This window comes from Pseudomonas sp. UBA3153 (assembly GCF_002364635.1).
Classification (GTDB): Bacteria; Pseudomonadota; Gammaproteobacteria; order Pseudomonadales; family Pseudomonadaceae; genus Pseudomonas_O; species Pseudomonas_O kuykendallii.
The window spans coordinates 1-12,057 of record NZ_DEYR01000093.1 but is presented as its reverse complement, the minus strand read 5'-3'; the positions used below and the strand labels follow the sequence as shown (position 1 = coordinate 12,057).

The following is a 12,057-nucleotide window of genomic DNA, read 5'->3' as shown; positions in this document are numbered from 1 at the left end:
CATGCGGCGCGAAGCGGTGGACTCGAGCAGCCTGCGCCGCGTCGGTTACTGCGAGGACAGCGCCGAGCTGGAGGTCGAGTTCGCCAGTGGCGCCTGCTATCGCTACGCCGGGGTGCCGCCGGAAGTCCATCGGGCGCTGCTCGCCGCGCCGTCCAAGGGCACCTGGTTCAACCGCGAGTTCAAGTCCTTCGGCTTCGCCTACGAGCGACTCGCCGACTAGCGCGCCGCGCCGGAAAACGCCGCCTCGTTCATGCCATCGAACTTTTTCCGTGCATCTCCAGCCTGATTAAGTAGGCGGGCCAACCCGCGACGCTTCAATCACTCATCCCAAGGGGAGAAAGGCATGTCGGATCATCACACCTACAAGCTGGTCGAGCTGGTTGGCTCATCCACGACTACCATCGAAGATGCCATTAGCAACGCACTCGCCGAGGCGTCGAAGAGTGTCAAGCTGATGGAGTGGTTCGAAGTCGTGGAAACCCGTGGCCACATCGAGAACGGTGCGGTCGCGCATTACCAGGTCACCATCAAAGTCGGGTTCCGTGTCGAGCACAGCTAAGGCGCTGAAGACAGGGAAACCAGGGTCGTAAACAAACGAGGGAACGAAGATGAAAAGAGTACTGATGGCAGTGGGCTTGAGCGTGCTGGCTTCCTCGGCATTCGCCGCCGCCAAGCCCTGTGAGGAACTGAAGGCGGAAATCGCCGCGAAGATCGAGGCCAAGGGCGCGTCGGGCTTCACCCTCGAAGTGGTCGACAAGGGCGCGGCGGCGGATGGAAAGGTGGTCGGCAGCTGTGAAGCCGGCAGCAAGGAAATCGTCTATCGCAAAGGCTGATGCCTGCGCTGGAGCACAAAAAAAACGGCCCGAATTGGGCCGTTTTTTTATGCGCGGAGGGCGTGGCTCAGATCGTCCCCGCATGCAACTGGCCAAGGATTTCGTAGGAGCGCAACCGCGAGGCGTGTTCGTAGAGGTCGCAGGTGAAGATCAGCTCGTCGGCTTGGGTCTGCTCGAGGAGGATTTCCAGCCGCGCGCGCACCTTTTCCGGCCCGCCAATCACCGCCATGCCGAAGAAATTCCCCACCGCGTCCTGCTCGTGCGGCAGCCAGCGACCGTGCATGCTTTCCACTGGCGGGCGCAGCACCAGGCTTTCGCCGCGCAGCAGCGCGAGGATACGCTGGAACGCCGTGGTGGCGAGGAATTCGGCCTGCTCGTCGTCGTCCGCGGCGATCAGCGGAACGCCGAGCATCACGTAGGGTTTGTCGAGTACCGCCGAGGGCCGGAAATTCTCCCGGTACAGGCGGATCGCCTCGTGCACGTAGCGCGGCGCGAAGTGCGAGGCGAAGGCGTAGGGCAGGCCCTTGGCGGCCGCCAGTTGCGCGCTGAACAGGCTCGATCCGAGCAGCCAGATCGGCAGGTTGCTGTCGGCGCCGGGCATCGCCACCACGCGCTGGTTCGGCTGGCGCGGGCCGAGCAGCCGTTCCAGCTCCTCCACGTCGCGCGGGAAATCGTCGGCGCTGCCCATGCGGTCGCGGCGCAGCGCGTGGGCGGTGAACTGGTCGGCGCCGGGCGCGCGGCCCAGGCCGAGGTCGATGCGTCCCGGGTACAGCGCCTCCAGGGTGCCGAACTGTTCGGCGATCACCAGCGGCGCGTGGTTCGGCAGCATGATCCCGCCGGCACCGACGCGGATGCTCGACGTGCCGCCGGCCAGGTAGCCGAGCAGCACGGCGGTGGCGGAGCTGGCGATGCCGTCCATGTTGTGGTGCTCGGCGACCCAGAAGCGAGTGAAGCCGAGCTTCTCGACGTGGCGCGCCAGCGACAGCGAATTGCGCAGCGCCTGAGCGGCGTTGCCATCGTCGCGGATCGGCACCAGATCGAGGGTGGAAATACGGGTATTGGCGAGTCGGGACATGTCGTTCACCTCGTTGTATGAGGGTTAGATGCGGGCTCGGCATGCCGAAGACAAGCCCGCACGCCGCAATCCCGACGGACGCGGCGCTGGCGCTCGCGCTCGCACGTCAGCCCTTGTCGGGCTGCACGCAGGAAATCTGCGCGGCGTAGCGTTTCTCGTAGCGGCTCAGCAGAGGCTGGGTGGTCAGGCCGTGGATGAAGATGCTCAGCGCGACCACCGACAGCGTCAGGTCGGTGACGTCCATCCGCGCCGACTCCTGCAGGTGATGGTTTAGCGCGTAGCACAGGTAGTACAGGCTGCCGATGCCGCGAATGCCGAACCAGCCGAGCAGGCGCCGCTGCGGCCGGGTGACCAGGCTGCGCGGGAACACCAGCCACACCGACAGCGGGCGGATCACCGCGAACAGCGCCAGGCCCAGCGGCACCGCGCGCCAGTCCCAGTGCGCCGTCAGCACCACGCCGAGGATGGTCACCAGCAGCACTTCCAGGCTGCGTTCGAGCAGGTTGCCGAAGCTGAGGATGTCGCTCATCAGCACGCCGGCGGCGATCTTCGGCTCGTCGATGCGCATGCCGTCGACGTCGAGCCGCTGCGGGATTTCCCCCGCCAGGCGCGGCAGCACCTTGCGCGTGATGTGCTCGGCCGGCTCGGCGTCATGGCCGCTGGAGGATATCTCCGCGTGACGCAGGCCAACACCGGCGGCGAAGGTGGCCAGGAAGCCCCAGGCGCCGATGGATTCGGCGATCACGTAGGACAGCGCGATCAGCGCCAGGGCGAGGAAATCGTTGGGCGAGATGCCGGTTTCGGCGTGCCGCGCGCGCAGGTAGATCGCCAGCCGGCCGACCAGTTTGCCGAGCACGAAACCGCTCGCCAGCCCGGCCGGCACCGCCCACAGCAGGCGCTGCCAGAACCAGTCGTCGACCCACGCCCAGGAGCCGCCGCCGTATTCGATCAGCAGCAGGCCGAAGACCACGAAGGGGAAGGCCACGCCATCGTTGAAGCCGGCCTCGCCGGTGAGGCCGTAGCGCACGCGGTCGCAGTCGCTGGCGTGGTTGACCTGCACCAGGCTGGCGAGCACCGGATCGGTGGGGGCGAGGATCGCGCCGATCAGCACCGCGACGCCCCAGCTCAGGCCGAAGCCGTAATGCCCGACCAGCGCCACGCCGCCGATGCACAGCAGCATCACCGGGCCGACCAGCAGATAGGCGCTGAGCCAGGCCGGGTCGCGGAACGGCAGGCGCAGCTTGATCCCGCTGGCGAACAGCGAGACCAGCACGGCGACTTCGGCGAGGTGCTCCAGCCAGACCGAGATCTGGTCGAAATCGGCATGCCAGAGGCCGATGCCGAACTGGCCGATGACAACGCCGAAGGCCAGGTAGAGGATCGAGGTGGTGACCGGCAGCCAGCGCAGGAATGCCGAGGCCAGGGCCAGCGCCAGCAACAGGAGGCCGAGCACGGCCATCCATTGGGTGAAATTCATGGGAAACGAGTAGCCCGCTCATCGAGCCCGGAGTAGGCCCACGGTTTTTCGATGCCCGGGCGGCGGTTCAGGTTCCGCCGGGTTTCAGTAGGGGCCGCAGCGCAGCAGCTTGGCGCTCGCCAGCGGCTCGCGTCCCTCGCCATACAGCCAGCCCTGGGCCTTGAGCACCAGCGGCCGTGCTTCCAGGCGGTAGCGCTGGCCGGGAACGAAGCCGTCGTAGCGCACGCGCAGGTAGCAGGTGACCTGGGACGGGCCGCTGGAATCGACGCCGCCGCCGCGGTTGACCTCGTACTGATAGCGCACGTCCAGCTCGTGGGCGCCGGGACCGACCTGGAAGTAGCGCGCATCGTCGAGGCGCTTGCCGTCCAGCCGGTCAGCCGAGATGTCGCCGATCGGCACTGCCCGCACGTCGACCCAGGCGAGGTTCGGATCGGGTTTCGGAAGCGGTGCCGCGCAGGCGTGCAGCAGCGGCAACATCAGGAAAACGGCCAGGTTACGCATCGTGGAGTCCTCGTCTGGGGACCGCAGAATAACCGCTATACGCCACCGCAGCGTTGTTCCTGGCCACGGCCGAGCAGTTGGTTCTGCTGGTCGTAGAGTTTGACCCACGGGCGGAAGCCCCATTCGCCCGCCTCCAGGCGATAGCGACCGCCGGCATCGAAGTCGTCGTACTTGAGCGTCAGCCGGCAGTCGCGCTGCAGCGGTTGGTCGTGGCCGGTATTCGCGGCGCTGACCTCGAAGCGATAACGAACCGTCAGCGCGTGGCTACCCGGCTCGACCTGGAAGTAGCGATCGTCCTCCAGCGGCTTGTCGTCCACTTCCAGCGCCAGCGGCGGTGCGCCCTTGGCATCGAGGTCGACCCAGGCCTGGTTCGGGTCGGGCCGGGGCATCCACAGCGAGCATCCTTGAAGAGTCAGCAGGCTGAGGCAGAGAAGGGCGGCACGCATCGGCGTCTCCAGTCGGGGGATCGAAGCGCGGCGGCGCTGGAGCGCACTGCCGCGATGGGATAGGGTCGCCGGCATGTCGCCGCCAAATATCCCGTTACTCGACAACCGCGCCCTGCGTTGGGTTCCCCTGCTGCTGTGCCTTGCGCTGAGCGGTTGCTCCAGCTATTACGGGCAGTTGCTGCAGGGCCAACTGCAGGTGCTGCGCCAGCGCGAACCCATCGACGCGGTGCTCGCCGACCCCGCGCGCGACCCGCACCTGCGCCAGAGGCTGGCGCTGGCGCAGCAGGCGCGGCGCTTCGCCAGCGTCTCGCTGCACCTGCCGGACAACCGCAGCTACCGCGTCTACGCCGACATCGGGCGGCCGTTCGTGGTGTGGAACGTCTTCGCCACGCCGCGCTACTCGCTGGCGCCGGTGGAACATTGCTTCCCCATCGCCGGCTGCGTGGCCTATCGCGGCTATTACCAGCAGGGCAGGGCGCGTGGCGCCGCGGCGCTGCTCAACGAGGAGGGGCTGGATACCTACGTCGGCGGCGTCGAGGCCTACTCGACCCTCGGCTGGTTTGACGACCCGCTGCTCAGCAGCATGCTGCGCTGGGACGACGACCGTCTCGCCGCGACGGTCTTCCACGAACTGGCGCACCAGCAGCTTTACGTGGCCGACGACACCGCGTTCAACGAGTCCTTCGCCAGCTTCGTCGAGCAGCAGGGCCTTCGCGAGTGGCGCATCGCCCGCGGCCTGCCAGCGCCGGATGCGCGTCAGGAGCGGCAGCGTCGACAGTTCACCGAGCTGATCCTGGCCAGCCGGGAACGCCTGCAGGCCCTCTACGCCGAACCGCTCGACGCTGCGCAGAAAAGTGCCGGAAAGGCCGCCGAGTTCGAGCGACTACGTGCGGAATATCGCACCCTGCGTGACGGGCAGTGGGGCGGTGACACGCGCTACGACGCCTGGATGGCGCAGCCGCTGAACAATGCCCGCCTACTGCCGTTCGGTCTTTACGACCAGTGGGTAGAGGCCTTCGCCGCGCTGTTCCGGCGGGCGAATGGCGACTGGCGCGAGTTCTATCGGCGCGCCGCGCAAATCGGCCGGTTGCCGGCGGCGGAGCGGGAACAGGCGCTGGCGTCCTTGCTCTAACCTAGCTAGAACTGCCTGATCGAGCCCGAGGAGACCTGCATGAAGCGCTGGACAGTGGCCGCCATGGCCACGCTGCTGTGTCACACGGCGCTCGCCGCGCCCAAACCCTGCGAGGAGCTGAAGCAGGAGATCGAGGTGAAGATCCAGGCCGCCAATGTCACCAGCTACACGCTGGAGATCGTGCCGGTAGCCGACGTCGAGGACGCCAACATGGTGGTCGGCAGCTGCGAGGGTGGCAGCAAGAAGATCATCTACCAGAAGAACGACTGACGGCGCCGCGCGGCTTGCGAGAGAGGGCGTTTTCATAAGAGAATAAATGATAGGAATTATCATTTAGGTTCTGTCCTTGCGCTCCCCCGATCAGGCCGTCGACATCGCCACCCAGCAAGCCGTGCAGGTGCTCTATCGCGAGCATCACGCCTGGCTGCGCCATTGGCTGCGCAGGCGTCTGCCCTGTACGGAGAATGCTGCCGACCTGGCCCAGGACACCTTCGTTCGCGTGCTTTCCAGCCGACAGGCGTTCGACCTGCGCGAGCCGCGCGCCTATCTGAGTAGCATCGCCCGTAGCCTGATGATCGACGGTTTCCGCCGCCGCGCCCTCGAGCAGTCCTACCTCGATGCCCTCGCCGCGCTGCCCGAGCCGTTGGACATCTCGCCGGAAGCGCGCGCGCTGATCATCGAGACCCTATTGGGGATCGACCGCCTGCTCGACGGCCTCGGCCCGCGCTGCCGCGAGATATTCCTGCTCGCCCAGCTCGACGGTCTCAGCCATGTGGAGATCGGCCGGCGCCTGGGCGTATCGACCAACACGGTGCGCAAATACGTGGTGCGCGGCCTGACGCAGTGTCTGCTGCTGATGGGCGACTAGGCATGGGCAGCATCGCGCAACCCTCGCTGGCCGTATTGCAGGCCGCCGCCAATTGGCACCTGGACCTGCAGGCCGCACCGCACTGCGCCGCCACGGGCGAGGCGCATCTGCGCTGGCTGGAGGCCGACCCCGCGCACCGTCAGGCCTGGAGTCGCATGGAACGCCTGCAGGGCAAGCTGGGCGGCCTGCCGAACGGTATCGCCCCGGCCGCGCTGCGTGGGGTCGACGGTCGTCGACGTAGCAGCCTCAAGCTGCTCGGCCTGCTGCTGATCGGTGGGGGGACGGCCGGCCTTGGCTGGCAGTCCGCGCCCCTGCGCAGCGTGCGCGCCGATGAGTACACCGCCGTTGGCGAGCGCCGCAGCCTGCGTCTGGAGGATGGCGGCCAGGTGCGCCTGAACAGCGACACTGCCCTCGACATCCGCTACGGCAAGCGCCTGCGCGAACTGCACCTGCGCCGTGGCGAGATCCATGTGCAGACCGCCAAGGACACTGAGGGCCGGCCCTTCGTGGTGCACACCGAACAGGGCAGCATCCGCGCCCTGGGCACCCGATTCCTGGTGCGCCAGGATGGCGAGCGCACCCAGGTGCGCGTGCTGCAGCACGCGGTGGAGGTACGCCCGCTGGACGCGCCGGACCGGCCACTGCGCGTCGAGGCTGGCCAGCAGCTGTGGTACGGCGCCACGGCCTGCGGCGCCATCGAGCCGCTGGAGGCGCATGCCGATGCCTGGCTGCGCGGCATGCTGGTGGTCAGCGATTGGGCGCTGCCGCGCTTCATCGACGAGCTGGCGCGCTATCGCCCGGGCCTGCTGTCCTGCGACCCGGCGCTGGCCGGGCTGCGCATCTCCGGCGCCTTCCAGCTGGCCGACAGCGACGCGGTGCTGGACAACCTGCGCAGCACCCTGCCGCTGCGCGTGCGTCGGCTGACCCGTTACTGGGTGCGGGTCGAGCCGGCCTGAGCCGACGCGGAAATATTTTTGCCTGGGGTGTTGTTGATTTCGTTTCTCATTCGACTTGGTTAGGAAAGCGCCCGCAGTGCGCTCCCTGACAACCCTCCCAGGAACCTCTCATGTCGCGCCACACCGCTCCGCGCAGTACGTCGTTGCTTCGTAGCTCCCCCTGCGCCAGCCCGCTGGGTGTGGCCATCAATCGCGCGTTGCTCGGCGCGGTGCTGGCGCTGCCGGTTGCCAGCCTGGTGCAGGTGCAGCCCGCCTGGGCGCAGAGCGTGGTAGCGCAGCACGACTTCGCGATTGCCGCGGGTTCGCTGGAGTCGGCGCTGAACAGTTTCGCCGCCACCACCGGCGTCAGCCTGTCCTATTCTCCGGAGACCGTGCGCGGCCTGCAGTCGCCGGGCGTGCAGGGGCAGCTGTCCGCCGATGAAGCGCTGCAGCGCCTGCTGTCCGGCAGCGGCCTGCAGGTAACGCGGCAGGCCAGCGGCAATTATTCGCTGCTGCCGGCGCCGGAAGCCGGCTCGACGCTGCAACTCGATGCCATCACGATCACCGGCGCCGGCCTGGGCGAGATCACCGAGGATACCGGCTCCTACACCACCGGCTCGACCAGCACCGCCACCGGCCTGCCGCTGTCGATCCGCGAGACGCCGCAGTCGGTCTCGGTGATCACCAGCCAGCGCATGAAGGACCAGAACCTCACCCAGCTCACCGACGTGGTGCGCCAGACCCCCGGCCTGACCCTCAGCCAGAGTGGCGGCAACGGTGGCGACAGCAGCGGTATCTACTCGCGTGGCTTCAGGGTCGAGAACTACCAGATCGATGGCCTGCAGCTGCTCGACAGCAACTACGGGAGCCCCGCCCAGAGCAACGACATGGTGCTGTACGACCGCGTCGAGGTGATCCGTGGCGCCACCGGCCTGACCAACGGCGTGGGCACCCCCGGCGCGACCCTGAACATGATCCGCAAGCGCCCCACGGCCGGCTTCAAGAGCAGCGTCACGGTCACCGGCGGCTCCTGGGATTACCGCCGCACCGAGACCGACGTCAGCGGTTCGTTGACCGAGAGCGGCAACGTGCGCGGCCGCCTGGTGGGCGCGTATCAGGAGAACAACTCCTATGTCGACCGCCTCAGCGAGCGCAAGGAGGTGTTCTACGGGGTGGTCGAGGCCGACCTGACCGCAGACACCCTGCTGACCTTCGGCATGGACTCGCAGTCCGACGACTACGACGGCCACGCCCGCAGTGGCCTGCCGCTGTTCAACAACGACGGTACCCGGTCCGATCATGACGAGTCGGACTCCGCCGCTGCCAAGTGGGCCTATTCCAAGCGCAGTGCCGTCTCCGCCTTCGCCATCCTCGAGCACAACCTGACCGAGCGCTGGAAGGCCAAGCTGAGTCTGAACAATCGCCGTAGCGAATACGACGAACTCAGCGGCTATGCCGGGGGGAACAACGGGGAGGCCGGAGCCGATCCTGCTTCGATCGTGTTCTATGCCAACCGCTGGAAGGCCAAACCGGTACAGAACAGCTTCGACCTGAACCTGGCGGGCAGTTTCGACCTGTTCGGCCTGGAGCACGACGCTATCGTCGGCTACAGCCGGCAGAAGACCGACTACAACACCCCGGCCTACACCTGGTGGCGCGATCCCGTGACGGGCGACTTCCCGGTGATCGAAAACATCTACACCTGGAACGGCAAGGTGCCGACCAAGCCTGATCTGCAGGCCTACGGTCGTATCGACTACGAGGAAGAGCAGGGCGCGGCCTACGGCAGTACCCGTCTGCGCCTGAGCGAAGACCTGTCGTTAATCCTTGGCGCGCGGGTCATCGACTGGGAAAACACGATCAAGAACGAGTACTACGGTGGCGGGGGCGACAGCAGCGACCGTAGTGAAACCGGCGTGGTCACCCCCTTCGCCGGCCTGGTCTACGACATCGACGACATCTGGTCGGTGTATGGCAGCTACACCAGCATCTTCAAGCCGCAGAGCAACAAGACCCTGACCGGTGCCTATATCGATCCGCTGGAAGGCGTCGGCTACGAAATCGGTAGCAAGGCGGCGTTCTTCGAGGGTGACCTGAACCTTGGGATCGCCCTGTACCAGATCGAGCAGGACAACCTGGCCGTGTCGTTGGGCGATGGCCAGCTGGCTCCGGACGGCAGCCAGGCCTACCGCGCCGAATCCGGCACCAAGACCCGTGGTTTCGAGGTGGAAGTCACGGGTGAGGTGGCCATCGACTGGCAGCTCAGCGCGAGCTTCAGCCGCAACATCGTGCAGGATGCCGATGGCAACAAGCTCAACACCAACATTGCGCAGAACACCGTCAAGCTGTTCACCACCTACGTGCTGCGCAGCATCGGCAATGGCCTGACCATCGGTGGCGGGGTCAACTGGCAGAGCGAGATCTACAGCGATGGCGTCGGTCCGGCGCGCGACCAGCGTTTCACCCAGGATGACTATGCGGTGGTCGACGTGATGGCACGCTATCCCATCACCGACCAACTCAGCGCCACTCTCAACCTCAACAACCTGTTGGACGAGGAGTACTACACCAGTTCCAGCTCCAGCTATTTCGGAGAGCCGCGCAACGCCAGCCTCGGCCTGCGCATGGAGTTCTGAACGGCTCGTAGCGCCGACGAAACATCCGGTCACAGCTTGGCGAGGGCCGGAACTTCCGGTTTTACCGGGTTCATCCGTCCTCAAGTGTGGGCCACTGCATTGTCTCTGCGCCCCGCACGCTTCGCCGCCGGTACTGCCGGCGGCCTTCCTGTTCCGGCTTCCATGGTCGCTCGCCGATGAAATCGATTTCTCCCCGCTACCGCGCGCTGCTCTCGCGCACTCTGGCTGCCTTGCTTGGCGGCTATGCACTGACCTGCGCCAGCGTGATCTTCCTCGGCGCCGTGCTGCCGCTGCCCAAGAGCCAGGCGATCCTAGCCGCCTCGCTGACCAGCTTCGCGGTGTACACCGCGGTGATCGTCTGGGCGTTCGCCACGCCCAACCTGAGGCGCATCTGGCGGGTGCTGCTGATCGCCTCGCTGGCACTGACCGGCGCCGGCCTGCTGTTGGGAGGTGACGCATGAGCAAGGTACAGAGCGGCGCGGCCGAGGGCGGTTTCCGCCAGGCCATGGCCTGGCTGCATACCTGGGGCGGGCTGTGGGCCTGCTGGGTGCTGTTCGTGATCTTCCTCACCGGCAGCCTGGGCGTGTTCGACGAGCCCATCACCCGCTGGATGAAGCCGCACCTGCCGCAGGCCACCGAGGCCACCGGCGACACCCGCATGGACGATGGCTTCGACCGGCCCCAGGCCGTGCGCATGGCCCGTACCTGGTTCGAGGAGAACCAGCCCAACGCGCATTTCTTGGGCATTGGCCTGCCGTCGGACGAGGACCCCTCGATCCGCCTGTTCTGGCAGGACCCGCAGGAGAACTTCCACAACTCCCGCATCGACGCCAGCACCGGCAACCCGGTGGACGGCTCCCGCGAGCGTGACAGCGAAGGCGGTCACCACTTCGTGCACATGCACTTCGAGTTCCACGGCGGCACGGCCGGCATCTGGTTCGTCGGTGCCTTCACCATGGCCATGCTGGTGGCGCTGGTCAGCGGCATCGTCATCCACAAGCGCCTTTTCAAGGACTTCTTCACCTTCCGTCCGGGCAAGGGCCAGCGCAGCTGGCTGGACGCGCACAACGCCCTCTCGGTGCTGAGCCTGCCGTTCCAGCTGATGATCGCCTACACCGGCCTGGCGACCTTCTACGCCCTGTACATGCCGGCCGGCATCGCCGCGCACTACGACAGCGAGGAGGCCTACTTCGCCGACCTGCTGGCCCAACCGGCGGCCCAGGAAATCACCGGCATCGCCGCGCCGTTGGCCGCGTTCGACGGCATGCTGCTGCATGCCGAGCAGCAACTGCAGCGCCCGGCCAGTTTCGTCAGCGTCGAGCACCCCAATGACAGCAGCGCCTCGGTGCGGGTGTTCGGCCGCTTCATCGAGAAGCCGGGCGAGTACCGCCTGCTCGGCGACGGCGGTGGCCGGGTGTTCTTCAACGGCGTGACGGGTGAGCAGACCGACGTGCAGATGCCGGGCGAGCTGCGTGGCGGCGCCGCGCAGGACGTGCAGTCGGTGATGGCCAACCTGCACTTCGCCGCCTTCGGCGGCCACCTGGTGCGCTGGCTGTACTTCATCAGCGGCCTGGCAGGCGCGGCCATGCTGGCCACCGGCGCGCTGCTGTTCATGGTCAAGCGCCGCCAGCGTTCGTTGAACGAGTTCGGCAGTGCCACGCCGCGCGTGTACCGGGTGATCGAGGTGCTCAACGTCGGCACCCTGACCGGTCTGCCCGTCGCCTGCGTAGCGTTCTTCTGGGGCAATCGCCTGGTGCTGCTGGGCATCGCCGACCGCCCGGAATGGGAGATCGCGGTGTTCTTCGCCGTCTGGCTGCTGAGTTTTGTCCACGCCGGCCTGCGTCCTGCTGCGCGGGCCTGGGTCGAGCAGCTGCTGGCGCTGGCCGTCCTGTGCCTGCTGCTGCCGCTGCTCAACTGGCTGACCGTTGGTGATCAGTTGTTCAGCTACCTGCAGCGCGGCGACGGCGAGCGTGCCGGCGTCGAACTGGTGGCGCTGGGCACCGGTGTGCTGTCGCTGTGGGGTGCCTGGCGCCTGAGCCGGCCGCGCAGGGCGCCGGCGCGTGGTCGCCAGCGCGCCGCCGTGGCGGAGGCACAATCATGAGTCTGACCCTCGCCGTGATTCTCGCCGCCGCGCTCTGCTATGCCGGCATGGCT

14 protein-coding genes are annotated in these 12,057 nt (G+C 67.1%); 10 read left to right on the top strand and 4 right to left on the bottom strand.

Annotation, left to right across the window (positions count from 1 at the left end; translation table 11 throughout):
- Position 1 precedes the first annotated feature (1 nt).
- The 3 genes from B2X67_RS18770 (at position 2) to B2X67_RS18760 (ending at position 833) form a co-directional block, all read left to right on the top strand.
- Complete coding sequence (locus B2X67_RS18770) at positions 2 to 220, top strand: KTSC domain-containing protein (protein WP_282339372.1); 219 nt, start codon at positions 2 to 4, stop codon at positions 218 to 220.
- Positions 221 to 343: 123 nt separating this feature from the next.
- Positions 344 to 559 carry a dodecin gene (locus B2X67_RS18765; RefSeq protein WP_090224565.1) on the top strand — a complete coding sequence of 72 codons (216 nt, stop codon included), beginning with the start codon at positions 344 to 346 and terminating at the stop codon, positions 557 to 559.
- Positions 560 to 608: 49 nt separating this feature from the next.
- Complete coding sequence (locus tag B2X67_RS18760; protein WP_273230935.1) at positions 609 to 833, top strand: DUF1161 domain-containing protein; 225 nt, start codon at positions 609 to 611, stop codon at positions 831 to 833.
- A gap of 67 nt (positions 834 to 900) precedes the next feature.
- Here B2X67_RS18760 and B2X67_RS18755 read toward each other — a convergent pair whose 3' ends face one another.
- The 4 genes from B2X67_RS18755 to B2X67_RS18740 all read right to left on the bottom strand — a co-directional run bounded on the left by B2X67_RS18755 (position 901) and on the right by B2X67_RS18740 (position 4,332).
- Positions 901 to 1,908 carry an LLM class flavin-dependent oxidoreductase gene (locus B2X67_RS18755; protein WP_282339371.1) on the bottom strand — a complete coding sequence of 336 codons (1,008 nt, stop codon included), beginning with the start codon at positions 1,906 to 1,908 and terminating at the stop codon, positions 901 to 903.
- A 106-nt stretch (positions 1,909 to 2,014) separates the two neighbouring features.
- The gene (locus B2X67_RS18750) at positions 2,015 to 3,385 is read right to left on the bottom strand and encodes a cation:proton antiporter (RefSeq protein ID WP_286786438.1); all 1,371 of its coding nucleotides are present in this window, start codon (positions 3,383 to 3,385) and stop codon (positions 2,015 to 2,017) included.
- 84 nt (positions 3,386 to 3,469) lie between these two features.
- On the bottom strand, positions 3,470 to 3,886 hold the full coding sequence (locus B2X67_RS18745; RefSeq protein WP_282339369.1) for a hypothetical protein: 417 nt from the start codon (positions 3,884 to 3,886) through the stop codon (positions 3,470 to 3,472).
- Positions 3,887 to 3,921: 35 nt separating this feature from the next.
- Positions 3,922 to 4,332 (bottom strand): hypothetical protein, encoded by a 411-nt coding sequence (locus tag B2X67_RS18740; protein WP_286786437.1) that lies wholly within the window; start codon positions 4,330 to 4,332, stop codon positions 3,922 to 3,924.
- 73 nt (positions 4,333 to 4,405) lie between these two features.
- On the opposite strand from B2X67_RS18740, the gene B2X67_RS18735 reads away from it, so the two are divergent.
- The 7 genes from B2X67_RS18735 (at position 4,406) to B2X67_RS18705 (ending at position 12,004) form a co-directional block, all read left to right on the top strand.
- Positions 4,406 to 5,464, top strand: coding sequence for an aminopeptidase (locus B2X67_RS18735; protein ID WP_286786436.1), 1,059 nt, complete (start codon positions 4,406 to 4,408; stop codon positions 5,462 to 5,464).
- 39 nt (positions 5,465 to 5,503) lie between these two features.
- On the top strand, positions 5,504 to 5,734 hold the full coding sequence (locus B2X67_RS18730; protein ID WP_286786435.1) for a DUF1161 domain-containing protein: 231 nt from the start codon (positions 5,504 to 5,506) through the stop codon (positions 5,732 to 5,734).
- A gap of 76 nt (positions 5,735 to 5,810) precedes the next feature.
- Complete coding sequence (locus B2X67_RS18725; RefSeq protein WP_286786434.1) at positions 5,811 to 6,332, top strand: sigma-70 family RNA polymerase sigma factor; 522 nt, start codon at positions 5,811 to 5,813, stop codon at positions 6,330 to 6,332.
- Between the two features lie 2 nt (positions 6,333 to 6,334).
- The gene (locus B2X67_RS18720) at positions 6,335 to 7,288 is read left to right on the top strand and encodes a FecR domain-containing protein (RefSeq protein WP_286786433.1); all 954 of its coding nucleotides are present in this window, start codon (positions 6,335 to 6,337) and stop codon (positions 7,286 to 7,288) included.
- 110 nt (positions 7,289 to 7,398) lie between these two features.
- Positions 7,399 to 9,903, top strand: a complete 2,505-nt coding sequence (locus B2X67_RS18715) for a TonB-dependent siderophore receptor (RefSeq protein ID WP_286786432.1) — start codon at positions 7,399 to 7,401, stop codon at positions 9,901 to 9,903.
- A 176-nt stretch (positions 9,904 to 10,079) separates the two neighbouring features.
- Positions 10,080 to 10,364 carry a hypothetical protein gene (locus B2X67_RS18710; protein ID WP_282339362.1) on the top strand — a complete coding sequence of 95 codons (285 nt, stop codon included), beginning with the start codon at positions 10,080 to 10,082 and terminating at the stop codon, positions 10,362 to 10,364.
- Positions 10,361 to 12,004: a PepSY-associated TM helix domain-containing protein gene (locus B2X67_RS18705; RefSeq protein ID WP_286786431.1), complete on the top strand. Its 1,644-nt coding sequence runs from the start codon at positions 10,361 to 10,363 to the stop codon at positions 12,002 to 12,004. Before B2X67_RS18710 ends, B2X67_RS18705 begins: the two co-directional genes overlap by 4 nt.
- Positions 12,005 to 12,057 lie beyond the last annotated feature (53 nt).